Origin of the sequence: Salimicrobium halophilum, assembly GCF_900100295.1 — a bacterium.
Classification (GTDB): Bacteria; Bacillota; Bacilli; order Bacillales; family Halobacillaceae; genus Salimicrobium; species Salimicrobium halophilum.
The window spans coordinates 169,672-194,519 of record NZ_FNEV01000002.1 but is presented as its reverse complement, the minus strand read 5'-3'; the positions used below and the strand labels follow the sequence as shown (position 1 = coordinate 194,519).

The window sequence follows — 24,848 nt, the reverse complement described above, 5'->3', positions numbered from 1 at the left end:
TATACCCTATTTTCTCCGAGTATAATTCTCAATTCTCAGATTTATTAAAAAATGTAAGAAAAAAATAGGGAACCCTAAGTAAGAGTTCCCTGTTTTCAAAATCACTTTAATCTTCGATATATAATTTGAAGGCATAACTGGCTGTTCCTTGCTTCCAATCCGCAAAAATTTCATAAATAATCTCACCTTTCCCGGAAAGATTTATGTTCTCCGAAGTGTTAATCACTTCATTTTCTACGTTCCAAATTTTCACCTTATAACTCTCCGGTTGATTCTCGAATTCAAGCTCAATATTGACATCCCTGGATGTTTTCAGTGGTTTATTATTTTTCACAAGTTCAGGAGGAGGCATGGAATCAGCTTGAACTTGAGTACCTGTGCCATCCCCCTGGTCAACGCGCCAATCATAACTTCCAAGCGTAGGACTCAATTCCTGCTTTCCGATATGAACAGTCAATTCAGGAGGTTCAGGCATGGTGCCGAGGGAAGGCTCTTCTTTTAACAGGTTTTTCCTTTCCGCTTCTTCCAGAAGAAATGTTTCAGCTTTCTTTTTATCAGCGGTTTCTACGCCAATTCCGTCTTTATCATAAAATACATAATAAGGGGTGGTCGGGATTTCGAGGTCCGGATACTGTTCTGTTGCTGAGCTTTTCGACAACATAGTCACTTCAGGCTGAAGTTCTGAGCGATCTTTAACGACTTCGTCCAGATTCCGCAGAAATTCAGGGTTTTCCATTGCATCTGCATCATTACTATATACTATCAATCCATGGTATACACCGACTTTTTCCGTAGACAATCGTTCGGTTCCAACATTAGACGTGCATGCAGCAAGCAATAGCAATCCAGCGAGCAAATAAAGTATGCGCATCGAATAGGTCCCCTTTCGCTGTATTCGCTCTTATTTCCGTGTCTTATCCTTATTTTCCTTCTCTTCCATCAACTGATCCACCTTTGATTCAAGACGACTTATTCTGCTGTTCCTTTTTACGAGCGTCACTATAAGAAAAATCACTACCCCAAGAATCGCCAGGACCATGCCTAAAAAAACGAGCTGAGCAATAGCATCCCCCACGTGGAAGCCGCTGGTAGTAGTAAGCAGGTTCAACATTAAGAGCCGCCGTCCCATTCTTCTCTCAAGATTCCCATTTTGACAGCATCATAGTACCTGTTATCGACCTCACGCGCTCTTCTGATTCTCGCTTCCTCTTTCATCCCTAATTTCTGCGCTACTTTGATCATTCTGTCGTTCCCTGACCACGTCGACATACCTACTCTATGTAAGGTTGTGGCTTCAAAAAGATAATCTATCCACAATTTATAAGCCTCAGAACCATATCCACCATTCCAATAATCACTGTCGTAAATCACGATTCCCGTCTCCAGCCAGTTCGTATTTTTATCGATCCAATACGCTCCGACATATCCGATCAGTTGTTGGTCGGCTTCGATGATGAGTGCGGAAGGTACCTCTGGTAAAATACCCTCATCAGACCATTCACGGTGGTATTCGGCTTTAGTCACTTTCGTTTCATGGATGTCTTTCTCCGTCGCCTCTTTCAACATTACTTTCTTCCCATGTATTTCTTTCAACCATTACTCCTCCTGTTAAATTAAATTTTAGAATTCTAAATCGAAACGATGGGTGATATCCTCATACAATTCTTCGTGCTTCTCCTTGGAAACCATAGTCATCCGCTGCATATCTTTGTCTTGATATATGATGGTTCCATCTTCAAACATTACTACGGAGTACCCTTGGTTCAGGTTCTCAGGAAAAAAGGCGATTGTATAGGTTCCTGGTTTTTCTCTAGTAGCTTCCAACATCTCGATAATGGTATCTCTGTCTTTGTCCTCGACTTCGTACCCCGAAATCTTTTTCATCAGCCACTTTATGTCTTTCTGGTCCTTTATTTCTGTTCTATCATCAGGAGATGTTGCACCGTCCTTGCCTATGGTTTGTATCAGGACTTCCTCATACCCCCTGTCTTCCGGCACTGATATTTCTTTTGTTCCTAGACCTGCACATCCCGTCACCACTGAGACAAAGGCGATAGCCACCAAAATTTTTGCAGCTATTTTCAATCGATCACCTCTTTAAATTCTTAGTTGTTTTACTTGAAGGTAGTAAGCGTAATAGGAGTTCGAATTTCATGAAGTTCATTTAGTTATTCTTTTTTCAAACAACACCCTATCCTTCCTGGGACCGTCATAATCTTGAGTAACAATGATTCCGTCTACTGACTTATCCCCATCCTTAATGCTAAAACCAATTTTCGAATGATAGGCGATGGATGTCTTATTTACGGGGGAGGTTACCGCTTTAACGGTAGATCTCTCGTTCTCTGACGCCACTCTGAAAAACTCCTCATACAGCTTTTTTCCAACCTTTTTTTGTCTGTGATCAGGATGAACGCCCGCGAAATGTATGTATGCTTCTTCTTTCTTCGATTGGGACATAAACCCGATCAGGAAACCGAAGATGGCCCCGTCTTCTTCAGCGATGAAGCTGCTGGTGTTGAAATGATCGAAGAACAGCTTCGGCAAAATTTCTGACATTTGTCGTCCACCCCACCACTCATTGATTAGTGGAGAAAGAATATAATAATCCTCGCTTGTAACGTTACGAATTTTCATGCTTCGCCCCCTTGTAGTCGCTTTCCAAAATACTGTAGAGAAAAGAGTCCCGCCACCCATCTTTGATCAGCAAGTCTTCTCTCATTATTCCTTCCCGTACCATTACGACCTTTTTCATTTCTTCCCTATGTTTTCCCATCTTGATAGAGATTCATCTAATACTCTAATAAGGGAAAAGGCAAGAATTCATTCTCTGAACTCTCACCTTTTCTAATTAATGTACAACGTTCTTAACTAATAACAGTTTGTGTTTGTAAATAATCACACTCTCAGTGGCAAGTAAGAGACCTGAAATCTTAACGACCCGGACTCCAAAAACATCCGTCAGCACGCCTACGATTAATGAAGATCTGGCGGATAGAGATTGAAAATGTATTTTTAATTCTTACAAAATTCTAACATTATTAAATCTTAATTGGTGGTTATTTCCACTGTGAAAAAGTTATGTATTTATAAAAATGTCTTCAAGCGACTCTTTTTTCGGTGTAATTTCATACAATTGTTTCCCTGAATCAATGATAGCTTTGCTGATATCCGGAACCAACCTCTCCGAATCGACTTCTAACCACGTATACACTCCTTCTTTCTGGAGAAAGACCACTTCTTTCTTCATTTGGTCGACATCTTCTTTCTCGAGAGCAGGGGTCGTTCTTATCGCAAGAGTGATCTTTTCCTGTTTTTCATTTTTCAATTCTTCAGGAGTGCCCAACTTTTCGATACGCCCTTCTTTCAATATACCGACTCTGTCACTGATTTTCTCTATCTCATCCAAGTTATGGGAGGTAAGAAACACAGTTTTTCCTTCTTGCTGTAACTGTTTGACCAGTTGCCTGATTTTGATGGAGGATTCAGGGTCCAGTCCTGACGTGGGTTCATCGAGAATAATGAGATCCGGATCCCCTAATAAGGCCTGAGCAATGCTTATTTTCTTACGCATCCCGAAAGAGTAATCCTTTATCTTTTTATCTCCTTCTGCTCCGAGCCCTACCGCTTCCATCAGGGAGACATACTCTCTCTTTGTCCGTTTATCGTCTTTCAATTCTCCCATGAATTTCAGAAACTTGACCCCTTTCATATATTCATACAAATTCGCAGTATCAGGCATGACTCCCATACGGTCCTTCACATTATCCAGATTCTCCTCGCCGAGCATAGTAATCTTCCCGGATGACTTAGGGAGAACTCCTGTTATGGTGTGGATGAACGTAGATTTACCCGCACCATTATGACCGACGAACCCGAATATCTCCCCTTCTTCCACCGTCAGCGAAATACCATCGAGGGCCACCTTCCCTCCGAATTTCTTCGTCAACTCTTCAATATGTACAGTAGTCATATCTCACAGATCCTTTCCGCTCATAATTTTCATAGAAATAAGGAAAAACATCAGTCCCATCAAAAAAGGAATGATCATGAGAAACCCTTTTTCAATATATGTATAAGGCAGCAGATATTCGATACCGATCATCCACCACTTATCGACGATCGTAGAAGCGATACCCAAAATCGGAATGATGATACCGGCGAATACACCGATGAACATCGTCAGCTTCGTCCTCTCTACAAGCGTGGATACAAGGAAAACCATTCCTACGATATAAGTAAGGAAAGCCACCATCCTTAGATACTCCTCAGTCACCCATACTTGAGCGATGAGCGAGGTCACCAAATAGGAAATCGAGAAAATCGCTACCCAGAATAAGAGAGTTCCGAGAAATTTGCCAAACATGATTTGAGATCTCGGCTTCTTCGTAACCAATAAGCGGATCGTCTTGCCTTCTATTTCTTTATTAATGATGTCGTGTGACACCGAAAAAACGAACAGAAACCCGAGCGAGATTACTATGAAAGCCGTGACGGCTGTTACGAATTCACTTTCTTTCCCCTGCACAGCCGCCTCCTGTATCAGAAGTGGGTTCGAAGACAAATATTGCGCTGTCTGCCAGGACACCAGCGTCGTGAATAAGATGATAAGCAGACTCTTGATACTTTTAAATGAATCGAAGAATTCCCGTTTCGCTAACGCTATCATTAAAGTTACCCCTTTCTTCAGTGGAGATCATGGGACCTCATCTTCCTCAATTCTTTTTCTCTTTTTACTTGGACAGACTCTCTGCCCCTCTTCCACTGTTCATAGAAAAACAATAATACTACCGGAAGAAGCAGCACGATAAACAGAAGGTGCTCAATTCTTCCTATGATGTACATCCCTATCATGGTTACCGTGAATAATCCAGGCACGATGAGTCCTAGGAATTTATTCTCTCTGGTCGAGAAAAAGTATTGTAATCCCAGTAATCCGGCAATCAATAACACTACGTAAATGTCATTCATTCTTCTTTCCCCTTTTCCTGTTTATATTTGTCGATGATCAGTTTAGCTTCTTCGATATTGATCCGATCATCGATGGACAACTGTTTGATAAACGAAATGAATTCTTCATTCTCAAGGGTATCGTTCATCTCAATCTTCTGAATCAGTTTGTCGAGCTTCACCCGAACCGTCGGATACGATACTTCGTAGACGGCAGCAATCTTTTTCAGAGAACCGGAGTGGAGGATAAAGTTTTTGATAAACTGCAGATCTTCCTCATCCAACGCGAGGATCCAGGCAGGTAACTCTTTCATTCTCAAGCCCCCTCTTTTCTATTATTTAAATAAACTATAACATTATTTTTAACATAGTTAAATATTATTTTAATTTTATTCAAACAATAATCGCAGCTTCGCTTCCATAACCCTCTTCATCCTTTATCCCAGGGAGTGATGAGTCTACGGTACAACCCTCGATTTAAGGGACGTACCAAAAAATGGACCACTGTTCCATATACGAAAAGCCCGCCTGTAAGATAAGTCGCGAAATCGTATAGTAGTCCTCCCGACACATTCGAGACATTCGTCAATACAGAGAAAGCGATAGACACGAGGAATGCAAATAGCCAAAGACATATCTGGATAACGAAAGGTTCCGTATGTATAAATTTACGCTTATCCTCAGTAATGGTAGAGAGGAGTAAGACCGCTCCGATATAGCCTGCCATCACGAAGATATCAATCAAGACGAACAATGAGATCCCCCCTACCTGATAGATGAGTTCGATGACTTACTCTTCTTTACATACGATTGAGCTTCCAATTCGTTTCAATCTTTACGCTTGTTTACTATCTTGAATTAAAGGGAAATGTTCATTAATTATGAAGAGGAGGAATGGGATTTGAAAACAAAAGCCGCTGTTACTTATGACCAGGGTGCGAAGTTCGAGATTTCGGAAGTGGAACTGAAAGAGCCGAAAGCGAATGAAGTGTTAATTAAAGTCGTAGCTTCTGGAGTTTGTCATACGGATGCTGTCGCACGTGACCAGGATGCTCCTGTCCCGCTGCCTGCTGTTCTCGGTCATGAGGGATCAGGCATCGTTGAAAAGGTGGGAGAAGGCGTTCGTTCCGTTGAAGAAGGAGATCACGTCGTCTTGTCTTACTCTTCATGTGGGCAGTGTGAAAATTGCCTGATGGGAAGACCCGCGTACTGTCACCACATGATGGAACTGAACTTCGGAGGAATCATGCCGGACGGTACTCACCGCCTCTATGAAGGAGACCAGGAATTATCTACGTTTTTCGGACAGTCTTCTTTTGGAACCTATGCCGTCGCTCATGAACGAAATGTCGTCAAAGTGGACAAAGACGTAGAACTTGAACTTCTCGGGCCTCTTGGATGTGGAATTCAAACAGGAGCAGGAACGGTTTTGAACAAGTTGAAGCCACAGTTCGGTGAAACCATCGCCGTTTTCGGTTGTGGAGCTGTAGGCCTCAGTGCCATTATGGCAGCCGGTATCACCAGTGCTTCCGAAATCATCGCTATCGATGTACATGACAGCCGTTTAGAACTTGCCAAATCCCTCGGAGCCACTCACACCATCAACGGCAAACAGGAAGAAGATGTCGTTGAAAAAATCAAAGAGCTAAGTAACGGAGGCGTCCATTATTCTGTCGAAACGACCAGCGTACCAGGCGTAACAAGACAATCCGTGCTCGCTTTGAGATCTCTTGGTGTATCCGCAGTCGTAGGAGTAACTCCTGATACTACCTTCAACGTCTTCGAAGAAATCATGGCGGAAGGGAAATCACTGATCGGGGCCATTGAAGGTGATTCTGTCCCTCAACTATTCATTCCAAAACTCGTGGATTATTATAAACAGGGTCGCTTCCCGTTCGATAAACTAGTGAAATACTACAACTTGGAAGAAATCAACGAAGCCTTTGATGACTCCGCAAATGGTCAGACAGTGAAACCTATATTGAAAATGGATCATGCAGAATAAGATATACAAAAGCCAGGGTACTGCTTGCAGCAGACTCCCTGGCTTCTACATTCTACAAAGGCAAAAACGTGCTTCCCCCGGTATTCATTTCAATCACTTCTATGTTTTCCGCAACAGAACGATCGACCGCATAAATGATAGTTCTGGGGGTTTGGTCAGTTGTGCAGGCTCCATCTGACACCGAAGTAGTGACGGTCATCATATCCTTATCCGCATTCGCCTTGATATCTCCAATCTCTACCGGGCAGGTACCGGATTCGTACAATCCAAGGAAAAACACGGTGTTCTCCGAGAAATCAACGGACGGTGCTTCTTTCTTCAATCTATAAGTCTTCCACCACTTCTCAAGCTCCGCTTCATTCCCGGCCTGACGCATCAAAAAGTGTGGAGAATCTTCTCTATGGAAAGCAGTTTCTTCAAAGTCTTCAGGCAATGTTTTAGCACTAGCCAGGACTTCATAGTCCATTTCGTCCCCTGAGTCAATCCCCTTTGTAGTTGAATTGCCGCAGCCTGCTAAGAGAAGAAAAACCACCAGAATAAGTACCCTATTTTTCACTTCGATCCCCCTCCCTCCATCAAATTTCCAGAAAGAAATATGTAAAAATTAAACATTCCATCTTACCGTGAGTTTATCACTGAATACTTAAGGCTACAAACGTTGATGCAAAAAATCAGGAAACTGCTCTATGCAGCTCCCTGACCTTTTTCATTGATCTATAAGCGTAACACTTACCGACACATCAAGCTCTTGACCGCCACCGCGATAGACACCCTGAAGCGGGCTGACATCCGCGTAGTCACGTCCCGTACCGATGCGGATATGGTTCTCGAGTGCTTCCACATTGTTCGTCGGATCGAGACCAACCCAGCCGATACCCGGAACCATTACTTCTACCCAGGCATGCGTGGCTGCATCCCCGATCAGTGCTGAATTCTCACCGATATAAAGATAGCCACTGGCATATCGCGCCGGGATTCCGTTCCCTCGTAACACGGCGATCATGATGTGTGCGAAATCCTGACACACTCCGCCCTGTAACGGCCACGCTTCATACGCTTTCGTACTCACATCCGTCGTCGCCGTATTGTAAAATAGCGTATCATGGATATATTTCATCAGGTCGATGGAGAACTGGACAGGGTCCGTAGGGTCTCCTACCGTTTTCGTGATCGCTGCAATCTGTTCTTTGTACATGAAGGTGTACGGAGTTTCATTCAAAAACGCGAGATAATGCCTTTTAAAAAGAGAAGAATGGAAAATCTCTTTCATCTCATCGGAATAGCGGATCATCCGAATAAACGGGCTTTTCTGGATACTGACAGTAGACATCGTTTTCACTCTTAAATGCTCATGTTTCTCCGGAATGAAAAATGTCTCGACATGATTGCCCCACAAGTCCGTGTACTCCTTCGTTACAGAAACCGGGGTTATTTCTGTACGATAGGAAAGAACACGTTGACATTCGTCGTTCCGTGGCTTCAATCTTATATGGTTCATACTTTGATCCACAAAGTTCTCATAATAGAACGTGTTGGTATGTTCAATTTGATATTTCATCGGCGTTCCTGCTTCCTTTCATCGCACCGCTACCGGTGGAGTAAGATAATACGTTTCCATGAATACCTGACTGAGATTCATGCACTGCCTCTGGAAATGGTCGAGAAACGTCATAAGTTCTTCCATTTCCATATCTCCGATCGCCGTTTCGTGGATATCAGCTTCCACCGTTTCCAGAAGATCGAAAAGCCGGGTCGAATAATGGCGAACTTCTCCTCCTTCAAGGTCCGTGATCGCCTCTCGCACGTGTGATACACAATACGCAATCGAGCGTGGAAAGGTTTCCTTTTTGATAAGAAAATCGAGGACCTGTCCCGATTCCATCGTCGGAGGATTCTCTTTGATGAACGCATCGTACCCATTCAGGAAACGCAGGGCAGCGAGCCAGTAGTAATAACTGTTGCGAGGGACGTCCCCTTTATCCGAACGTTCTTTCTCACAAATGACGTTCAGAATCCGTGCCGTCTTCTCCGCCCGTTCGAGCCACTTACCTACTTTAATGAATGTATAAGGAACACCGCGGCTCATCGAGGATTCGATGACCCCCTGTGCAGTCATCGATGTACGCATCAATGTCTTCAGGTAGTCTTTCGTACCCATCATCGCATCGCCGTCTTCGCCGGGGCCCGGCTGATCCAGATGGAACTCATTCAGGACCTCCCAAAGCTCTGCAGGTAAAATATCTCTTGTCGTTCTGGCATTATCCCGGGCTATCGACATGGACGCTTTCATGGCATTCATGTTCAAGGGACTCGTCGTCAGGTATTCGACAATCGTCTTCGTCTCCAGGCGCCCGTACTTCTCCATATAATCCGAATAGGAAGCGCATATTTCCAGGACTTCTTTCCAGTCACGATCGAGTACGTTACGATCCTTCGCTTCCAGCATATGAATCAACTGAACGTTCAGCACTCTTGCATTGTTCTCCGCCCGTTCCGTGTTCCGTCCCATCCAGTATAGCGCATCAGCTGTCCGACTAAGCATCTCTCTCACCCCCGCTTCTGAGAATCCATGTATCTTTGCCGCCTCCACCTTGCGAAGAATTGACCACTAGAGAGCCTTCCTTCAGTGCCACTCTCGACAACCCTCCCGGAAGGACGTTCATTTCCTTTCCATTCATGACGAACACACGTAAATCTACGTGGCACGGGTACATACGTCCCTTCTGATAGGCAGGGGCACGCGATAGTTTGATGGTAGGCTGAGCGATATATTGTCTGGGATTTTCCAGCACCTTCTCCCGGAAATCTTCCCTCTCTTCTTCCGTCGACTGAGGTCCGATCAGCATATCGTAGCCGCCAGAGGCTCCGACATTCTTGATGACGAGCTCTTCCATATGTTCCAGGACATAGTCCAATCTCTCCGGATCACTAAGAAAATACGTCTCCACGTTCGGAATGATCGGTTCTTCCCCGAGGTAAAAACGGATCATATCAGGAACGTAGACATACATCGCTTTATCATCAGCGACTCCGTTGCCGATGCCGTTCAGGATAGCGACATTCCCTTTTTTATAAGCCTGGAGCAATCCTTGCACGCCGAGAGCCGAATCAGGACGGAACGCATCCGGATCCAGGAAGTCGTCATCAATGCGGCGGTAAATGATGTCGACCCGCTTCAATCCGCGGATCGTCTTCATATAGACCACGTCGTTCTGTACCAGGAGGTCTCTGCCTTCCACGAGTTCGATTCCCATCTGCTGGGCGAGGAACATGTGATCATAATAAGCCGAGTTATAACTACCCGGGGTCAGCAGCACAGCCACCGGATCCCCCTCACATTTTTGCGGTGCATGACTCATGACTGTGTCGTGAAGCTCTGATATCTGGTGCTCCAGGGTACGGATGTCGTGATTGAAGAATAGCTCCGGATATACTTGACGCATCACATAGCGGTTCTGAAAGACATAACTCATCCCGGATGGGTTACGTAAATTGTCCTCCAGCACACGATACTGACCGTGTTCATCGCGGATCAGATCTACACCGGAGAGGAAGATATGATTGTCTAGGGGTATATCCACGCCGCCGATCTGTTTGTGGTAATAGTATGGATTATTCTCTACGAGCTCCCGAGGAATGATCCCTTCTTCCAGGATTTTCTGATCATGATACAAATCTTCGAGAAACAAGTTAAGGGCCTTCATCCGTTGTTTCATCCCTGTCTCTATCCTGCCCCATTCTTCTTCCGGGATGATGATGGGGATGAAATCGAACGGCATCGTACGTTCGGTCTGACCTTCGTGATTATAGACGGTAAACGTAATGCCCTGGCGAAGGAAACTCAGTTGGGCGGTTTCGTGCTTTTCGCTCAATTCCTGGTCGGAAAACTTCTCCACCAGCTTATAAAACCAATCATAGTGTGCTTTAGGCGTAGCATCGCTGTTCATCATTTCATCGAAAAACATTCCGGTCTGATAGTTCTTAAGCACCCGTTTCTCCTCCCATCCTGTATATGTCTCTCTATTTTGTCCGTGATTATGTATATACCCTCCAGAGAAAGTTATAAGCCGTAATCTGTGAAAAATATTTGCACGGCAACAACGAGACAAAAGATCGCCACCGCAAAAGAAGCATAACTCCAGAATTTCTTACCTCGTTCATAATCATCCATACCGGTAATCGCCATTACTCCCGAAAGACCAAGAAGCATCAGGTATTGGAATCGGAAATCGCCGGTGATCAACCCATACAGAGCGAATCCAAGGGTTGCTGCGGAGAATAGAAAACGAACGAATTTTTCCAATGGTCCACCCTTGTTGATCTTCACCCTATCACCTCTTTCAGAACAGTTCTGTCAGTACAAGCAGAAGAAACAGCCCCAGAATCACAACGTTCACCGTTCCGAGAATTCTTCGTCCATCTGAAAAATCACGGATGGCATTCAACGTGAACAGAATCGGTATCGCAATCAGCAGAAATATCGGGGACATCGTAACGTCCGTAAACGTAGCGATCAGAAAATAGACGAGAAAAATGATTCCGAGCGCAAGACTTATCAGGTTGATGACTTTCAGTTTATCCATTCCTGTACCTCCTTCCATTGATCGACGGTTGTAACTTCATCAAAACTTTTGCCGAGTTCCTTCTCCATTTCTTTCCTGGAATAGGCATACGTCTCTGAAGCTATCACCATATCTACGTCCTCCACATTGTCGATCAATGTAAATAATCTTCCGGCATTTTCACGAGTCCAGCGTTCCACTTTTCCATCAGGAACGTCGGCATAGTGAATCGTCAGCCCATAAGGCTTCTCTTTCGTATGTAACTCGATCTCTTCCACAGACGATCCGTTTTCTATCCCATTTACAATAGCGAGAACATCACTGTTGTTCCCGATTAACGTTCCTTCATATTCAAACAAAGTTCCCGCCTGGGAGTCGCTCATACATCCACTGAGCATCACCAGGAGAAAAGCTGCAATGGCCGACTTTTTCATAAAATCCCTCCTATCATTATCGTACCACACCGGTGATTCACTGTCGCAGTTTCTTCTTTCTTTCATCTTCGTTATAATAAATGTAAGCGGTTACTAAAAGGGAGGGGCATTAGTATGACTACATATGAAGATGTCTGGATTCCTACAGAACAAAGGATGCAGACGACAAGACTCTATCGATGGATGAAGCGGCTCGGATATGATGATTACGATACATTCCAGAAAGACACCATATCAGATATATCCTGGTTCTGGGATGCGGCGATAAAGGAAATCGGTTTTGAATGGTTCGATCCTTATGAAGAAACGGTCGATCTCTCGAAGGGAATTTCCCACCCTAACTGGTTCCTCGGTGGTAGAACGAATGCAACGCTGAACGCGCTCGACAAATGGACGAAAGATTCTCAAAAGAAAAACGAGGTAGCCCTTTACTGGGAAGGGGACAACGGTGACAGGAAGACCTTCACATTTGCTGAACTGGACGAAGAAGTGAACGCTTTCGCTGCGGGACTCGAGAAGCTAGGAATCGAGGAAGGAGATATCGTTACCCTTTATCTGCCGATGCTTCCGGAAACAGTCATCAGCATGCTCGCCATCTCGAAAATCGGCGCTATTTTCTCTCCGGCATTTTCCGGCTACAAAGCGGATGCCGTGAAAACGAGAATCGATGCTGCGTCGGCGAAAGCGATGATCACCGCGGACGGCTTTTACCGCAGAGGAAAGACGATTGATATGAAAACGGAAGCTGATCGAGCCGCTGAGGGTTCCGAGACGCTTGAACACGTCATCGTCTTGGAACGGTCCGGGGAACCTTTTGAAAAAACGACACGTGACGTGAGCTTCCAGGATGTAAAAGTGGAAGGTGGTGCTGTCCGGACGAAACAGATGCAGGCGGATGATCCATTCATGCTCATCTATACTTCGGGGACGACAGGTACACCGAAAGGAGCGGTCCACACGCACGCCGGTTTCCCTGCAAAGTCCGCCTTTGATGCAGGTGTATGTATGGATGTCGAGAAAGATGATACTTTGTTCTGGTTTACGGATATGGGCTGGATGATGGGACCTTTCCTCGTATATGGTGGTCTTGTGAACGGGGCTTCCATCGTCATGTTCGAAGGAACGCCTGACTACCCGGAACCGGACCGTTTGTGGGAGTTGGTGGAGCGCTACAACGTCACCCATCTCGGTATTTCTCCGACGCTCGTGCGAGGAATGATGAAACACGGGGAAGCCTGGGTAAATAAACACGACCTGTCTTCGCTGCAGGTGATCGGCTCGACCGGCGAACCATGGAACCCCGAGCCGTGGCACTGGTTATATCGCCACGTCGGAAAAGAACAGGCGCCGATCTTCAACTATTCGGGAGGTACGGAAATATCTGGAGGTATGCTTGGAAATGTCCTTGTTAAACCGATACAACCAGTCACTTTCAACGCCGCCCTTCCAGGGATGGACGTCGACGTCTTCGACGATGATGGCAACCCTGTGCAAAACGATGTCGGTGAACTCGTACTGAAACAGCCGTGGGTCGGCATGACGAAAAGTTTCTACAAAGATGACGATCGTTATCGCCGCACGTACTGGAACCGCTTCAAAGACACATGGGTCCACGGAGACTGGGCGACGGTCGATAAGAAAGGCTACTTCCTGATTTCCGGTCGTTCCGATGACGTGCTGAACGTAGCCGGGAAACGGATCGGTCCGTCAGAAATCGAATCAGTTCTGGTGGAACACGAAGAAGTTGTAGAGGCCGGTGTCATCGGCGCGCCTCATGATATGAAAGGCGAAGAAGCAGTCGCCTTCGTTGTGACGAAATCCGGGGGCACCGATCAGCTGATAGAAGAACTCCAAGCTCTCCTTATTGAGAAGCTCGGAAAAGCAATCGCACCGAAGAAAGTGTATACGGTCAGTGACCTGCCAAAGACGAGAAACGCAAAAGTTATGCGACGAGCTATCAAGTCCGCCTTCCTGAACCAGAACTCCGGAGATTTAAGTGCTCTGGAGAACCCGGAAGCGGTAGAGGAAATCCGGCAAATAGGTGCTACTACAAATTAAAGAGTCTGCCCGCGGGCAGACTCTTTATTTATCCTCTTTCGCTTTTCCGATCTCTTCTTGTACGTTACCTTTCGCTTTATGTTTCTGGCCTTCCTGTTGGAGCTTCGGATCGTCTTTGGCGTTCCCGACCTGATCCTTCGCTTCGCCTTTCACTTTGTTGACTGCGCCTTTCACCTTATCACTCATACCTTTTTTGTCTGCCATCATGAGCCTCCTATTCTGAAGTGTTACTGCCTGTTTTCCCAATCTTTTCTACAAATAACCTTCTAAATACAATTTTTATTTCTTATTCCCTTTACCAAGAGAAGTCTGTATATCTTCTTTGTAAGCATAAGAGAATAACAGAGATACCATAATTCCTCCCCCAATCAGGTTCCCGATACTTGCCGGAACAAGGTTGAAGAAAATATATTCATACCACGTATACTGGTCTGTCGCGAGGAATCCCATACTGAAATACCCCATGTTAGCAGCACTGTGCTGGAAGTTACCCGCAACAAAAAGAATGACGGGCAATGTGGTTCCAAGAATCTTGCCGGTGATATCTCGAGCTGCTGTTGTAAGGAACGCCGCCATTCCGATCAACCAGTTTGCCAAAATACCGGACACAAGGATTTCGAACCAGCCTTTCACCCCGTAATCAAGAAACTTCATCTTTTTATCCAGGTACATGGAAAGTTCCGAATAGAACGGATCGGACAGTGATCCCGACATCTGAATGAGCACTCCGACGGCGAATGCGCCAATCAAGTTCCCGAGATAAGTAGCCATCCAGAACCTATAAATGTTCACTTTCATCAGACCGGCTTTATTGAAAAGATAAGAAGGTAAAAGCACGTTGACTTCTGTAAACAGCACCGCTCCCGAGATGAATACCATCGCATACCCGGCTGCAAACCCGACGCCGGACATTAAATAGAACAAGCCCTCTGTTTCTATATCAATCGCAAGAAGAATGGAAAAAATTGCTCCGAAGGTCATAAAAGACCCTGCAGTCAGTGCCAGAAGAAACTGTGCCGGGAGATTTTTGCTTAAGTGATCTCTCCCCTTTTCCCCGAATTCATCGACGATTTGCGAGGGGATGTAGAACTGCCTCCCCGGTCTGTCTATCTTCTCGGTAGAGGCTTCTGTTTCTTTGTTTTCTTTTTGTTCTTTCGTTTTCATATCTTCATTATCTGCCATAATCATCCCTCCGATTCGGTACTGTTCCCTGTTTCCGTCCATTATAATCAAAGCTCCTCCTGTTGCAGGAACATAAAGTTTTCTCTATGCTGAAAGAAGTGAAGTACTTCGGGAAAGGATGAAACCAATGGGAGAGATTTTCGGCTATATCGTGGTAGCTATATTTGTTGCCGGTCTTATGTATAGTTTGTATCACCATATTCGACTTGTCCTAAGAATCAATGGCTGGAAGAACACCCCCGCCTACAAAAGAACGTTGATTGGAAATAGCCTTTCCGCTTTAGCCCTTGCCGGTTTTCTGATCGCTTTCGTCTACAATATCGGAATCGGTCTGGGTATCGTTTCTGACGCCATCATCTCAAGCAGTGCTGCAAATGCTGCCTGCTTTTTATTCGTAGGGATTCTTATCGTATCAAAGTTTTTCGTCACTCCACGCCAGCAATATTCTTTACCCAAATAATATCTTCTTTTCAAAAAACCGCTCCCTCTGAATTATTCAGGTTAGGAGCGGCTTTTTCTTTATACAGGATATACGCCATGCTTACGTTCCGTGAACGCTACGTTCTTCGATTCATACATCTCGAAGCGTGTGACAAGTTCATGTCGTAATTTATCCGGCTGTACGATATCGTCTATCACCATTTCTGAGGCGAGACGATAAATATCGATATTCTCCTTATACTCTTCGTGCTTTTCTTTGATGAAAGCAGACCGTTCTTCTTCCGGCAATTCAGCGATTTTATTTGCATACACAGCGTTCACTGCCGCTTCCGGTCCCATGACAGCAATCTGCGCACTAGGCAAAGCGAGACACGCGTCAGGTTCAAAAGCAGGACCGGCCATCGCATAGAGTCCGGCTCCATAAGCTTTGCGCACAATGACGGAAATCTTCGGAACCGTCGCTTCACTCATCGCCGCCAGCATCTTCGCGCCGTGACGGATGATCCCCGCCTGCTCTACGCGGGTTCCGATCATGAAGCCCGGGATATCCACAAGGAACAACAACGGAATATTGAAGGCGTCGCACAGCTGCATGAATTTCGCCGCTTTATCGGCGGAATCCGGAAACAGAACGCCTCCTTTTGCCCTAGGCTGGTTGGCGATAATCCCGACCGATTTCCCGTCGATACGGGCGAGCCCCGTAATCAGTTCCGGAGCGAACTTCTTCTTGATTTCACAGAATGTATCTTCATCTATCAACCGTTCGATCAGTTGATACATATCGAACGGTGCGTTCTGGTTCTCCGGAATCAAGTCATGGATCGATTTTTCAAAAGAAGCCGTTTCTATTGATTCATGGGTCATCGGCTTTTCTCTGAAGTTAGGAGGGAAATAACTCAAATACTTCCTGGCGAACTGGATCGCTTCCTCTTCGTTCTCCGCCAGCACGTCTCCGCACCCGGAAACGGAACAGTGCATATTCGCGCCTCCCATTTCTTCGAGCGTGACTTTCTCCCCGATGACCTTCTCCGCCATCCGCGGGGAACCGAGATACATCGATGCATTGCCATCGACCATCACGACGATATCGCAAAACGCAGGTATGTAGGCTCCTCCGGCAGCGGACGGTCCGAATAGAAGACAAACCTGTGGCACGCGTCCGGACATTTTGATCTGATTATGGAAAATGCGTCCTGCTCCCCGACGGTTCGGGAACATTTCCACTTGATCGGTGATACGGGCACCCGCTGAGTCGACGAGATACAACATCGGCAGCTCGAGCTTCAATGCCGTTTCCTGGATGCGGATGATTTTCTCTACCGTACGTTTCCCCCAGGAACCTGCCTTCACGGTCGAGTCGTTGGCCATGACACATACTTTCTCGCCATTGATGCGACCGATGCCCGTTACTACGCCATCGGCCGGTAACCCTTCGTCCTGATTATTCGCAAAAAATGCATCTTCAATATCGATGTTATCGTCGAATAGCTGCTCGAGGCGTTCCCGGACAAACATCTTCCCTTTTTCTTTATTTTTCTCATGATATTTATCCAGGCCTCCGGAAGCGATGCGTTCTCTCGCTTCTTGAAGCGTCCGGTCCATCGTCATTCAAAATTCCTCCTTATTCTCCGCGGTAGACAGGCTTCCGTTTTTCTGAAAAAGCTGTAAGCCCTTCCTGCCTGTCCGCCGTCGGAATCGTTTTGTTGTAACAGCCACGTTCAATGGAAAGGCCTGCTTCGAGATCCGTTTCCATCCCGTTATCGATCGCTCTCTTCGCTTCCTTAACAGCAACCGGTCCATTACGTGCAATCATGTGAGCAAGCTCCATCGCTTCATCCATCAGGAATTGCGGATCATGCATATACTCGGCAATCCCGAGTGTGTAAGCACGTTCCGCTTCCACGGCCTTCGCTGTATAAATCAGAGCCTTGGCATGTCCTTTGCCGATCAGACGGGCGAGACGCTGCGTTCCTCCTGCACCCGGAATGATAGCTAGAGAGGTTTCTGTCAAGCCCACGCGCGTCACAGAACTGATCATGCGAAGGTCACAGGCCAGTGCCATCTCGAGCCCTCCCCCGAAGGCTACTCCATTCATGACAGCAATCACCGGCATCGGCAGCGTCTCGATCATCCGGACGGTATCTCCGATTTTCTTCACGGTCCCTATGACTTCCTCGTCGGTCATCCCTTTTCTCTCTTTCAGATCCGCTCCGGCACAGAACGCTTTCGATCCGCTTCCCGTCAGCAACACGACGCGCACGCCTTCCTCTTTTTCCACTTTCTTCAAAGCTTTCTGCAGTTCCTCAAGCAATTGATGTGAAAGCGCGTTTGCAGCATCTGGACGGTTCAGCGTAATGACTGCGATATGTTCATCCGCGCGATCGATTGTAACTGTTTTCGCCATGACTCACCCTCCTTTTCTGTTGAACATCTGCATCTGGTGACTCGGCAATTCTATTCCGATTTTCTCCTGGATAAAGGCAGCAGCATCCGTAAGCTTTCCTTTATGGATTCCTGTGTCTATGCCCATCCGTTCAAGCATATGCACGAGATCATCCGTCGCCAGATTCCCGCTTGCTCCGTCCGCATACGGACAGCCGCCAAGACCTCCAAGAGCCCCGTCGAATATCGTAACTCCACGTTCAAGAGACACGAGGACATTCGCAAGGGCCATCCCGGAAGTGTTATGAAAGTGCATCGCAGCTTTTGAAAAAGGAATCCTTCCGTCCATGTTCGCTAGGAAGCTGTCGACCTGTTTCGGATCGGCTACGCCAATCGTGTCTCCGAGCGACAGTTCATCGATTCCCATCTCAAAAAGGCGATTTCCTACCTGGAATACTTTGTCCGGCTCCACATCCCCCTCGTATGGACAGCCGAAAACGGTAGATACATAGCCTCTTACGGTTTTTCCCGCCTGTTTCGCTTCCTTCACGACTTCTTCCAAGACCGGGTACGTCTCTTCGATCGATTTGTTTATATTTTTCCTGTTATGGGTTTCACTCGCTGACATAAATACGCTGACTTCATCGACACCCGTTTCGATGGCCGCCTCTAATCCTTTCTTATTCGGGACCAGGGCTGCGTACGTAATATCCGGATGGCGCTTGATCGCTTTCGCCACTTCCCGGGCATCTTTCAGTTGCGGAATCCATTTCGGATGCACGAACGAAGAGATTTCAATATACCCGAGTCCTGTTTCCGATAATGAATCGATCCAGGCGATCTTGTCTTCTGTAGGTACTTCCGCGGGCTCATTCTGCAGCCCATCACGCGGACCGACTTCCCGGATCGTCACCTGTTCCGGCACATGAAGCATTCAATCCCTCCTTTATTCCAGGATGACGAGTACGTCGCCTTCATTGACGAAGTCCCCTTCTGCAACTTTCAACTCTTTCACCGTTCCGCCCTTCTCCGCAGGAATCGGTATTTCCATTTTCATGGATTCCAAAATGGCGATATCTTCGCCTTCTTTCACCTCTGCTCCCTCTGTTACGTTCATTTTCCATACGCTTCCTGCCATCGACGCTTTCACTTCCATCGTCATCAGCCTCCCTGATAGTATTTTTCTACAAATGATGTTTTCGTATCGCCGGCCTTGAACCTTTCATGCCGGATGACCTTCTGAAGCATTGGAATATTCGTCTTGATCCCTTCAATCTTGAAATCTTTCAATGCTTCCGTCATTCTTTGAATCGCTTCCTCTCTGTCTGAACCGGTCGTAATGAGCTTCGCTATCATCGGATCGTAGAACGGGGTCACTTCGGACGAACCGTGCACCGCCGTCTCCAGACGAATGCCCTCTCCTTCCGGAAATGCCGCATCCGTTATTTTTCCAGGCGACGGGAAGAACCGGTCCGGGTCTTCTGCGTAAATGCGTACTTCTATCGCATGCCCGGATATCTTCAAGTCTTCCTGACTCACCTTCAGCTCTTCCCCATTCGCTACGCGGAGTTGCTGTTCGACGAGGTCGAGGCCTGTGATTTCTTCTGTCACCGGATGTTCGACCTGAAGGCGGGTATTCATCTCGAGAAAATAGAAGTTCTCCTCCTCGTCTACGAGAAATTCGATGGTACCGGCGTTGACGTAGCCGAGTGCCCGTACCGCTTTCAGTGCAGCTTCGCCCATCTTTTCGCGGGTTTTTTCTGTCAAAACAGGCGACGGGGCTTCTTCGACGACCTTCTGATGGCGTCGCTGAATCGAGCATTCCCGTTCGAATAGATGAACGGCTTTCCCGTGCGTATCCGCAAGCACCTGGATTTCAATGTGACGTGGTTCTTCGATCAGTTTCTCGATGAACATCGTCCCGTTTCCGAAGAAGTTCGCTGCTCGTTTCTGGTTTCCTTCGAAGGCTTTCTCCAGCTCCTCCGGGGAAGCCACCGCTTGCATGCCGATGCCACCTCCCCCTGCGGAAGCTTTCAGCATGACCGGATATCCGAATTCTTCAGCCGTACGCTTAGCTTCCTCCACGTCCGCCACCGCGTCTTCCGTACCTGGGATGACCGGCACGCCCGCTTCTTTCATTTCTTTCCTGGCAGCGATCTTATCCCCCATCATCCCGATCACATCCGCCGTCGGTCCAATGAACACAAGCCCCGCTTCTTTCGTCTTCACTGCGAAATCGGGATTTTCACTCAAAAGTCCGTAGCCGGGATGAATCGCTTCGGCTCCGCTGTTCTTTGCCACTTCGATGATTTTGTCCATATTCAGGTAAGAATCTTTCACCGGTGACTTGCCGATCAGATGAGATTCATCGGCTTCAGAAGTGAAATTGGCATTCTCGTCCGCCTCTGAATACACGGCGACGGTTCTGATACCTAGGCTTTTACACGTCCGTATAATACGGGAGGCGATTTCACCCCGATTGGCAATCAGTATTTTCTCGAACATTCCCTATCTCCTTTCTTGCTCAGCGCCGATCATGTCGACCGCTGCTTCTCTTAATTTGAATTTCTGTATTTTGCCGCTGGCCGTCATCGGATACTCCTCAGTGAAAGAAATGTAGGCCGGAATCTTATGCTTCGAAATCGCCCCTTCGAAAAAGGAACGGATATCTTGTTCCGAGGCCTCCACTTCTTCTTTCGGAATGATCCAGGCCATGATCTCTTCACCGTACTTCGCATCCGGGATACCGACGACCTGAACGTCCAGAACATCCGGGTGCTGATACAGGAATTCCTCGATTTCCCGTGGGTAAATGTTCTCTCCACCGCGGATGATCATGTCCTTCATGCGTCCGGTGATTTCCACATAACCGTCTTCGTCCATGACCGCGATATCACCGGTATGAAGCCATCCTTCCGGGTCGATGGCTGTTTCTGTAGCTTCGTCATTTTTATAATACCCTTCCATGACGAGATACCCGCGTGTGCACAGTTCTCCCGGTGTTCCCCGCTCTGCTTCTTCTCCTGTCCCAGGCTCGACGACTTTCACCTCGACGTTCGGGTGAGCCCTCCCGACGCTTTTCACCCTAAGGTCAATTGGGTCATCCGGTCTGGTCTGTGTGATGACAGGGGAAGACTCCGTCTGGCCGTAGGCAATTGTCACTTCCTCTGCCCCCATGTCCTGGATGACACTCTTCATCACTTCCATCGGACAGGTGGAACCTGCCATAATCCCTGTTCGCAACGTCGTCGGCTTCAGGGATTCGAAGTCGGGGTGATTCAATTCCGCGATGAACATCGTCGGCACCCCGTGCAGCGCTGTGCAGGATTCCTCCTTCACCGCTTCGAGCACCCGTTTCGGATCGAACTGTTCGATGACCACCATCGTTGCCCCTTTCGCCACCGTAGCGATCGTCCCCATCACACAGCCGAAGCAGTGGAAGAAAGGAACCGGGATACACAAACGGTCTTTATCCGTCATGTCCATGCAGTCGGCCACCTGGTTCGCGTTGTTTACAATATTGTAGTGGCTCAGCATGACTCCCTTCGGAAACCCGGTCGTTCCGGACGTATACTGCATATTGATGACGTCTTTGTAGGAAAGGGTACCTTCCCTCTCTTTCAGTGCCTCATCCGTTATGTCCTTCCCTTTCTCGATAAGGTCCTCCCACGTATAACAGCCCGGGTATTCCTTGTCTCCGAGCACGATGACATTCCGCAAGGCAGGCAACTTCTCACTTTGAAGCCCACCTTTTTCCGAATGCTCGAGTTCCGGACATATCTCCTTCAGTACATCAACATAAGATGTTCCCTTGAAAGACTCCGCCATGATGAGCGTCTCCGTGTCGGACTGCTTCAACAGATATTCCAGTTCTTTCGCCTGATAGCTCGTATTGACGGTCACGAGTACGCCGCCCATTTTTCCGGAGGCAAACTGGGACGCAAGCCACTCCGGTTTGTTGTCGGACCAGACGGCGAAGTGGTCCCCTTTTTCTATGCCGAGCGCCATCAATCCTTTTGCGACCTGGTCCGTCCATTCATCAAGGTCCTGATAGGTTCCACGGACCCCTCGTTCCGGAAAAACGAATGCTTCTTTTTGCGGAGCTTTCTCTGTCTGCTGCCTCAACAACTCGCCCATCGTCACCTGCAATAACGTCATTCTATTCCTCCTTTATTATCCGTTAACAACCGAGTTGACGGGCAATGACCATCCGCTGGATTTCAGATGTGCCTTCCCCTATTTCAAGTAGCTTCGCATCACGCAGGAATCTCTCGACTTCGTACTCTCTCATGTAACCATAGCCCCCGTGGATCTGGATGGCCTGGTTGGCGGAGCGGAATGCCGTCTCTGAAGCGAACAACTTCGCATAGGCCGATTCTTTCGTGAACGGCTTTCCTTCATCTTTCAGCCAGGCAGCTTTCAACACCATATTACGGGCGAGTTCAACTTCCATCGCCATATCCGCGAGCTTAAACTGGATCGCCTGGAATTTCGAAATGGGCTCTCCGAATTGCTTCCGTTCTTTCGCGTAGGCAAGTGCGCGATCAAGGGAGGCTTGCGCAATTCCTACCGCGAGGGCAGCAATCGATATCCGTCCGCCATCCAGCGTATGAAGGAATTGACCGAAACCTTTCTGTGGATCACCGAGAATATTCTCTTTCGGTACCTTCACGTCTTCGAGCACAATTTCCGAGGTGTTGGATCCGCGGACGCCCATTTTGTCGTAATCGCTGCGTACCGTCATGCCCGGGGTATCTTTCGGAACGATGAATGCAGATATGATATTCCTGCCGTCGTCTCTCTTTCCGGAAACGGCTGTCACCGTAATGGACCTGGCGTATTCGGCGTTCGTGATCCAGCACTTCTCTCCGTTCAGGATGTAGTGATCACCTTCAAGCACCGCTTTCGTCTGGGTTCCGCCGGCGTCCGATCCTGCGTTCGGCTCCGTCAGTCCGAATGAACCAAGTCCTTCTCCTTTGGCGAGCGGCACAAGGAATTCCCGTTTCTGTTCTTCCGTACCGAAGTAATAAAGGGGACTGGCTCCGAGCGAAACGGCTGCCGCGTAACTTAGACCCGTCGATCCACATACGCGACCGATCTCTTCTACAGCGAGGGCATAGGTGATCGTATCTCCTCCGCTTCCTCCATACTCTTCAGGGAAAGGAATGCCTAGAAGGCCGAGTTTCCCCATTTCTTTAAACAGATCCTCCGGGAATTCCGAATTCTTATCAATCTCTACGGCACGAGGGGCGATTTTCTCTTCTGCGAAATCACGGACCATTTTCCGTGTCATTTCCTGTTCTTTCGACAGTTCAAAATTCATCGGTTTCCTCCTTTATTCTTTTAAGACCGACTGGTTGGTCGGTATCGGACACAACATGTTGAAAACGCTTACTTTTTGTCGTAAAAAAAAGGGATGTATTGCTCTGCCTGACTTACTCCTTCATGACCCGGCAACAAGAAATGCAGCACGAGATCGGTGAACACGTCGGCGATTTCTCCGATGGTGTAGGCTCCGTCTCTCTGGTACCATTTGTTGATCCAGTTGACCATGCCAAGGATCGCCATCCCGGTGATCTCCGGGGGTAGTTCCCTGCGAAACTCATGAGCTTCCTGGCCTTCTTTAACGACAGTGAAAATTTTCTCCTTGAACTGATCGCGTTTTCGGTTGATCTCTTCTTCGTAGCTGGCATCGACGTAGTTACTTTCCTGGTAGAATACAGTGATGTGAGATTGATACAAATCAAAGACGTGTACGAACGACTGGATGATTGCCTGTATCTGATCTTTAGGTGAGTGGTGGGTGTGTGTGGCTGCTTCGGCTTCTTTCAGTACGTATGTAATGAAGGTATCGTGGATGACGAAAAGTAGTTCGTCTTTCGACTGAAAGTGGTGATAGAATCCGCCTTTGCTTGTTCCGGCCGCTTTCACGATCTGATTGACGCTGACGCGGTGGAAGCCTTGAGTATCAAATAATTCGAGAGCTGTCCGGATGATGTCTTCGCGCAGATTCTGCATACATCAGCCCCTTCCTCCTGAATATATGTTCATCATATCATATGTTTAGAATTTTACAAATAATGTGTGAAAAAATTTCATTCCCTGACCATTGCTCCGTTCTTCCACAACTCTTTCCCGTGCGTATCAATGTGCTTCTTCAATTCCTGATTCGAAATCGTTTCATAATGAACGAGGTCGAACATATAAGGCAGAGGATACGTTTCGTTCAAATAATCATTCAGACGGGCTATCGTTTCATCCGTGACACCTTCTCCTGCGATCGCCAAGTCTATGTCTGATCCATTTTTATAATTCCCGATGGCACGACTTCCATATAAGAACACCCGTTCAATTTCAGGCAAATGGTTGATAGCTTTTTTCATGTACTCAAAATCTCTATCCAATAGACCATACATGGTTACACCTCCTTTTTAAGCATCTGATATACCTCTTCCATTGCAGGAACATATGTCTTCTTAATACGGGCAATCAATTTATCCGTGAGCTCACGGCTGTACGTATGGGTAGTCAGATTTTTGTCGGATAAGGCATCCATCCATACATGACCATTTTCGATAAATCCCAGTTGGAACGCCTGTTTCAATGTTTCACGCGGACTTCTTACAAGCACGCCTTCTGATTCCAGATAGTCTTTCAATACTTTCCACGAAAGTTCAAAAGCCACTTCAAATAGTTGAACAAGCCCCGCTCTCTCCAAATCCGTTTCGATTTCCCTCTCTGTATTTTCTTTCAATATGAGGTATGCTTTTTCAAAATTATCAAATCTTTGTCTCCATCTGGTCTCTTTCCCTTCGGACATGAAGCTCCCCCCTC

General features: G+C 47.1%; 32 protein-coding genes. 3 read left to right on the top strand and 29 right to left on the bottom strand.

Going from position 1 to position 24,848, the window contains the following annotated elements:
* Positions 1 to 106 precede the first annotated feature (106 nt).
* The 10 genes from BLQ44_RS04290 to BLQ44_RS04245 form a co-directional block, all read right to left on the bottom strand.
* Positions 107 to 871, bottom strand: coding sequence for a hypothetical protein (locus BLQ44_RS04290; protein ID WP_093192423.1), 765 nt, complete (start codon positions 869 to 871; stop codon positions 107 to 109).
* Positions 872 to 901: 30 nt separating this feature from the next.
* The gene (locus tag BLQ44_RS04285; RefSeq protein ID WP_093192421.1) at positions 902 to 1,111 is read right to left on the bottom strand and encodes a hypothetical protein; all 210 of its coding nucleotides are present in this window, start codon (positions 1,109 to 1,111) and stop codon (positions 902 to 904) included.
* Positions 1,111 to 1,593: a GNAT family N-acetyltransferase gene (locus BLQ44_RS04280; RefSeq protein ID WP_093192419.1), complete on the bottom strand. Its 483-nt coding sequence runs from the start codon at positions 1,591 to 1,593 to the stop codon at positions 1,111 to 1,113. The genes BLQ44_RS04285 and BLQ44_RS04280 overlap by 1 nt, the downstream gene beginning before the upstream one ends.
* A gap of 27 nt (positions 1,594 to 1,620) precedes the next feature.
* The gene (locus BLQ44_RS04275; RefSeq protein ID WP_093192417.1) at positions 1,621 to 2,085 is read right to left on the bottom strand and encodes a hypothetical protein; all 465 of its coding nucleotides are present in this window, start codon (positions 2,083 to 2,085) and stop codon (positions 1,621 to 1,623) included.
* A gap of 75 nt (positions 2,086 to 2,160) precedes the next feature.
* Positions 2,161 to 2,637, bottom strand: coding sequence for a GNAT family N-acetyltransferase (locus BLQ44_RS04270; protein WP_093192415.1), 477 nt, complete (start codon positions 2,635 to 2,637; stop codon positions 2,161 to 2,163).
* 442 nt (positions 2,638 to 3,079) lie between these two features.
* Positions 3,080 to 3,973 carry an ABC transporter ATP-binding protein gene (locus BLQ44_RS04265; RefSeq protein ID WP_093192414.1) on the bottom strand — a complete coding sequence of 298 codons (894 nt, stop codon included), beginning with the start codon at positions 3,971 to 3,973 and terminating at the stop codon, positions 3,080 to 3,082.
* Positions 3,974 to 3,976: 3 nt separating this feature from the next.
* Positions 3,977 to 4,669 (bottom strand): ABC transporter permease, encoded by a 693-nt coding sequence (locus BLQ44_RS04260; RefSeq protein WP_093192412.1) that lies wholly within the window; start codon positions 4,667 to 4,669, stop codon positions 3,977 to 3,979.
* A gap of 17 nt (positions 4,670 to 4,686) precedes the next feature.
* Positions 4,687 to 4,971 carry a hypothetical protein gene (locus BLQ44_RS04255; protein ID WP_093192410.1) on the bottom strand — a complete coding sequence of 95 codons (285 nt, stop codon included), beginning with the start codon at positions 4,969 to 4,971 and terminating at the stop codon, positions 4,687 to 4,689.
* Positions 4,968 to 5,264 (bottom strand): DUF2089 family protein, encoded by a 297-nt coding sequence (locus BLQ44_RS04250; protein WP_407690362.1) that lies wholly within the window; start codon positions 5,262 to 5,264, stop codon positions 4,968 to 4,970. The genes BLQ44_RS04255 and BLQ44_RS04250 overlap by 4 nt, the downstream gene beginning before the upstream one ends.
* A gap of 116 nt (positions 5,265 to 5,380) precedes the next feature.
* The gene (locus BLQ44_RS04245) at positions 5,381 to 5,704 is read right to left on the bottom strand and encodes a hypothetical protein (RefSeq protein WP_093192406.1); all 324 of its coding nucleotides are present in this window, start codon (positions 5,702 to 5,704) and stop codon (positions 5,381 to 5,383) included.
* 147 nt (positions 5,705 to 5,851) lie between these two features.
* On the opposite strand from BLQ44_RS04245, the gene BLQ44_RS04240 reads away from it, so the two are divergent.
* Positions 5,852 to 6,955, top strand: a complete 1,104-nt coding sequence (locus BLQ44_RS04240) for an NAD(P)-dependent alcohol dehydrogenase (RefSeq protein WP_093192405.1) — start codon at positions 5,852 to 5,854, stop codon at positions 6,953 to 6,955.
* A gap of 52 nt (positions 6,956 to 7,007) precedes the next feature.
* Here the strand turns inward: BLQ44_RS04240 and BLQ44_RS04235 are convergent, their stop codons facing one another.
* The 7 genes from BLQ44_RS04235 to BLQ44_RS04210 form a co-directional block, all read right to left on the bottom strand.
* Positions 7,008 to 7,511 carry a hypothetical protein gene (locus tag BLQ44_RS04235; RefSeq protein WP_143004688.1) on the bottom strand — a complete coding sequence of 168 codons (504 nt, stop codon included), beginning with the start codon at positions 7,509 to 7,511 and terminating at the stop codon, positions 7,008 to 7,010.
* Between the two features lie 150 nt (positions 7,512 to 7,661).
* Entirely contained in the window at positions 7,662 to 8,513 is an 852-nt protein-coding gene (locus BLQ44_RS04230) for a transglutaminase family protein (protein WP_093192403.1), read from the bottom strand.
* Between the two features lie 18 nt (positions 8,514 to 8,531).
* Complete coding sequence (locus BLQ44_RS04225; protein ID WP_093192402.1) at positions 8,532 to 9,497, bottom strand: alpha-E domain-containing protein; 966 nt, start codon at positions 9,495 to 9,497, stop codon at positions 8,532 to 8,534.
* The gene (locus BLQ44_RS04220) at positions 9,490 to 10,944 is read right to left on the bottom strand and encodes a circularly permuted type 2 ATP-grasp protein (RefSeq protein WP_093192401.1); all 1,455 of its coding nucleotides are present in this window, start codon (positions 10,942 to 10,944) and stop codon (positions 9,490 to 9,492) included. The genes BLQ44_RS04225 and BLQ44_RS04220 overlap by 8 nt, the downstream gene beginning before the upstream one ends.
* Before the next feature lie 71 nt (positions 10,945 to 11,015).
* Positions 11,016 to 11,282 (bottom strand): hypothetical protein, encoded by a 267-nt coding sequence (locus BLQ44_RS04215; protein ID WP_093192400.1) that lies wholly within the window; start codon positions 11,280 to 11,282, stop codon positions 11,016 to 11,018.
* Between the two features lie 13 nt (positions 11,283 to 11,295).
* Complete coding sequence (locus BLQ44_RS16370; protein ID WP_143004687.1) at positions 11,296 to 11,538, bottom strand: hypothetical protein; 243 nt, start codon at positions 11,536 to 11,538, stop codon at positions 11,296 to 11,298.
* Positions 11,526 to 11,951, bottom strand: a complete 426-nt coding sequence (locus BLQ44_RS04210) for a DUF4825 domain-containing protein (protein WP_176757424.1) — start codon at positions 11,949 to 11,951, stop codon at positions 11,526 to 11,528. The genes BLQ44_RS16370 and BLQ44_RS04210 overlap by 13 nt, the downstream gene beginning before the upstream one ends.
* A 114-nt stretch (positions 11,952 to 12,065) precedes the next feature.
* Here BLQ44_RS04210 and BLQ44_RS04205 point away from each other — a divergent pair, with 114 nt between their 5' ends.
* A complete protein-coding gene (locus BLQ44_RS04205; RefSeq protein ID WP_093192398.1) occupies positions 12,066 to 14,009 on the top strand; it encodes an AMP-binding protein in 1,944 nt (647 codons plus the stop codon).
* A 24-nt stretch (positions 14,010 to 14,033) separates the two neighbouring features.
* On the opposite strand, the gene BLQ44_RS04200 is transcribed toward BLQ44_RS04205, so the two are convergent.
* Both BLQ44_RS04200 and BLQ44_RS04195 read right to left on the bottom strand, forming a co-directional pair.
* Positions 14,034 to 14,213 carry a CsbD family protein gene (locus BLQ44_RS04200; RefSeq protein ID WP_093192397.1) on the bottom strand — a complete coding sequence of 60 codons (180 nt, stop codon included), beginning with the start codon at positions 14,211 to 14,213 and terminating at the stop codon, positions 14,034 to 14,036.
* Between the two features lie 75 nt (positions 14,214 to 14,288).
* Positions 14,289 to 15,233, bottom strand: a complete 945-nt coding sequence (locus BLQ44_RS04195) for a formate/nitrite transporter family protein (protein ID WP_322787515.1) — start codon at positions 15,231 to 15,233, stop codon at positions 14,289 to 14,291.
* Positions 15,234 to 15,318: 85 nt separating this feature from the next.
* Between BLQ44_RS04195 and BLQ44_RS04190 the strand changes: the two genes are divergently transcribed.
* Positions 15,319 to 15,651 carry a hypothetical protein gene (locus BLQ44_RS04190; RefSeq protein WP_093192396.1) on the top strand — a complete coding sequence of 111 codons (333 nt, stop codon included), beginning with the start codon at positions 15,319 to 15,321 and terminating at the stop codon, positions 15,649 to 15,651.
* 59 nt (positions 15,652 to 15,710) lie between these two features.
* Here BLQ44_RS04190 and BLQ44_RS04185 read toward each other — a convergent pair whose 3' ends face one another.
* From BLQ44_RS04185 to BLQ44_RS04140, 10 genes are all read right to left on the bottom strand, one after another.
* A complete protein-coding gene (locus BLQ44_RS04185) occupies positions 15,711 to 17,240 on the bottom strand; it encodes an acyl-CoA carboxylase subunit beta (RefSeq protein WP_093192395.1) in 1,530 nt (509 codons plus the stop codon).
* A gap of 13 nt (positions 17,241 to 17,253) precedes the next feature.
* Positions 17,254 to 18,036, bottom strand: coding sequence for an enoyl-CoA hydratase (locus BLQ44_RS04180; RefSeq protein ID WP_093192394.1), 783 nt, complete (start codon positions 18,034 to 18,036; stop codon positions 17,254 to 17,256).
* 3 nt (positions 18,037 to 18,039) lie between these two features.
* Positions 18,040 to 18,948 carry a hydroxymethylglutaryl-CoA lyase gene (locus BLQ44_RS04175; protein WP_093192393.1) on the bottom strand — a complete coding sequence of 303 codons (909 nt, stop codon included), beginning with the start codon at positions 18,946 to 18,948 and terminating at the stop codon, positions 18,040 to 18,042.
* Between the two features lie 12 nt (positions 18,949 to 18,960).
* The gene (locus tag BLQ44_RS04170; protein ID WP_093192916.1) at positions 18,961 to 19,170 is read right to left on the bottom strand and encodes an acetyl-CoA carboxylase biotin carboxyl carrier protein subunit; all 210 of its coding nucleotides are present in this window, start codon (positions 19,168 to 19,170) and stop codon (positions 18,961 to 18,963) included.
* 5 nt (positions 19,171 to 19,175) lie between these two features.
* The gene (locus BLQ44_RS04165; RefSeq protein WP_093192392.1) at positions 19,176 to 20,519 is read right to left on the bottom strand and encodes an acetyl-CoA carboxylase biotin carboxylase subunit; all 1,344 of its coding nucleotides are present in this window, start codon (positions 20,517 to 20,519) and stop codon (positions 19,176 to 19,178) included.
* A 3-nt stretch (positions 20,520 to 20,522) separates the two neighbouring features.
* The gene (locus BLQ44_RS04160) at positions 20,523 to 22,172 is read right to left on the bottom strand and encodes an AMP-binding protein (protein WP_093192391.1); all 1,650 of its coding nucleotides are present in this window, start codon (positions 22,170 to 22,172) and stop codon (positions 20,523 to 20,525) included.
* Between the two features lie 22 nt (positions 22,173 to 22,194).
* Complete coding sequence (locus tag BLQ44_RS04155; RefSeq protein ID WP_093192390.1) at positions 22,195 to 23,337, bottom strand: acyl-CoA dehydrogenase; 1,143 nt, start codon at positions 23,335 to 23,337, stop codon at positions 22,195 to 22,197.
* A gap of 68 nt (positions 23,338 to 23,405) precedes the next feature.
* Positions 23,406 to 24,032: a TetR/AcrR family transcriptional regulator gene (locus BLQ44_RS04150; RefSeq protein ID WP_093192389.1), complete on the bottom strand. Its 627-nt coding sequence runs from the start codon at positions 24,030 to 24,032 to the stop codon at positions 23,406 to 23,408.
* Positions 24,033 to 24,109: 77 nt separating this feature from the next.
* Entirely contained in the window at positions 24,110 to 24,430 is a 321-nt protein-coding gene (locus tag BLQ44_RS04145; protein ID WP_093192388.1) for a nucleotidyltransferase family protein, read from the bottom strand.
* A 2-nt stretch (positions 24,431 to 24,432) separates the two neighbouring features.
* On the bottom strand, positions 24,433 to 24,834 hold the full coding sequence (locus BLQ44_RS04140; protein ID WP_093192387.1) for a nucleotidyltransferase substrate binding protein: 402 nt from the start codon (positions 24,832 to 24,834) through the stop codon (positions 24,433 to 24,435).
* Positions 24,835 to 24,848 lie beyond the last annotated feature (14 nt).

Excerpts from the sequence above, each read along its gene's own strand:
- BLQ44_RS04190 (WP_093192396.1), top strand. The coding sequence starts at position 15,319 with ATGGGAGAGATTTTCGGCTATATCGTGGTAGCTATATTTGTTGCCGGT.
- BLQ44_RS04200 (WP_093192397.1), bottom strand. The coding sequence starts at position 14,213 with ATGGCAGACAAAAAAGGTATGAGTGATAAGGTGAAAGGCGCAGTCAAC.
- BLQ44_RS04155 (WP_093192390.1), bottom strand. The coding sequence starts at position 23,337 with ATGAATTTTGAACTGTCGAAAGAACAGGAAATGACACGGAAAATGGTC.
- BLQ44_RS04140 (WP_093192387.1), bottom strand. The coding sequence starts at position 24,834 with ATGTCCGAAGGGAAAGAGACCAGATGGAGACAAAGATTTGATAATTTT.
- BLQ44_RS04260 (WP_093192412.1), bottom strand. The coding sequence starts at position 4,669 with ATGATAGCGTTAGCGAAACGGGAATTCTTCGATTCATTTAAAAGTATC.
- BLQ44_RS04285 (WP_093192421.1), bottom strand. The coding sequence starts at position 1,111 with ATGTTGAACCTGCTTACTACTACCAGCGGCTTCCACGTGGGGGATGCT.
- BLQ44_RS04265 (WP_093192414.1), bottom strand. The coding sequence starts at position 3,973 with ATGACTACTGTACATATTGAAGAGTTGACGAAGAAATTCGGAGGGAAG.
- BLQ44_RS04150 (WP_093192389.1), bottom strand. The coding sequence starts at position 24,032 with ATGCAGAATCTGCGCGAAGACATCATCCGGACAGCTCTCGAATTATTT.
- BLQ44_RS04270 (WP_093192415.1), bottom strand. The coding sequence starts at position 2,637 with ATGAAAATTCGTAACGTTACAAGCGAGGATTATTATATTCTTTCTCCA.
- BLQ44_RS04195 (WP_322787515.1), bottom strand. The coding sequence starts at position 15,233 with ATGGACGGAAACAGGGAACAGTACCGAATCGGAGGGATGATTATGGCA.
- BLQ44_RS04185 (WP_093192395.1), bottom strand. The coding sequence starts at position 17,240 with ATGACGATGGACCGGACGCTTCAAGAAGCGAGAGAACGCATCGCTTCC.
- BLQ44_RS04145 (WP_093192388.1), bottom strand. The coding sequence starts at position 24,430 with ATGTATGGTCTATTGGATAGAGATTTTGAGTACATGAAAAAAGCTATC.
- BLQ44_RS04210 (WP_176757424.1), bottom strand. The coding sequence starts at position 11,951 with ATGAAAAAGTCGGCCATTGCAGCTTTTCTCCTGGTGATGCTCAGTGGA.
- BLQ44_RS04205 (WP_093192398.1), top strand. The coding sequence starts at position 12,066 with ATGACTACATATGAAGATGTCTGGATTCCTACAGAACAAAGGATGCAG.
- BLQ44_RS04165 (WP_093192392.1), bottom strand. The coding sequence starts at position 20,519 with ATGTTCGAGAAAATACTGATTGCCAATCGGGGTGAAATCGCCTCCCGT.
- BLQ44_RS04160 (WP_093192391.1), bottom strand. The coding sequence starts at position 22,172 with ATGACGTTATTGCAGGTGACGATGGGCGAGTTGTTGAGGCAGCAGACA.
- BLQ44_RS04225 (WP_093192402.1), bottom strand. The coding sequence starts at position 9,497 with ATGCTTAGTCGGACAGCTGATGCGCTATACTGGATGGGACGGAACACG.
- BLQ44_RS04255 (WP_093192410.1), bottom strand. The coding sequence starts at position 4,971 with ATGAATGACATTTACGTAGTGTTATTGATTGCCGGATTACTGGGATTA.
- BLQ44_RS04170 (WP_093192916.1), bottom strand. The coding sequence starts at position 19,170 with ATGGAAGTGAAAGCGTCGATGGCAGGAAGCGTATGGAAAATGAACGTA.
- BLQ44_RS04290 (WP_093192423.1), bottom strand. The coding sequence starts at position 871 with ATGCGCATACTTTATTTGCTCGCTGGATTGCTATTGCTTGCTGCATGC.
- BLQ44_RS04180 (WP_093192394.1), bottom strand. The coding sequence starts at position 18,036 with ATGGCGAAAACAGTTACAATCGATCGCGCGGATGAACATATCGCAGTC.
- BLQ44_RS16370 (WP_143004687.1), bottom strand. The coding sequence starts at position 11,538 with ATGGATAAACTGAAAGTCATCAACCTGATAAGTCTTGCGCTCGGAATC.
- BLQ44_RS04250 (WP_407690362.1), bottom strand. The coding sequence starts at position 5,264 with ATGAAAGAGTTACCTGCCTGGATCCTCGCGTTGGATGAGGAAGATCTG.
- BLQ44_RS04230 (WP_093192403.1), bottom strand. The coding sequence starts at position 8,513 with ATGAAATATCAAATTGAACATACCAACACGTTCTATTATGAGAACTTT.
- BLQ44_RS04175 (WP_093192393.1), bottom strand. The coding sequence starts at position 18,948 with ATGCTTCATGTGCCGGAACAGGTGACGATCCGGGAAGTCGGTCCGCGT.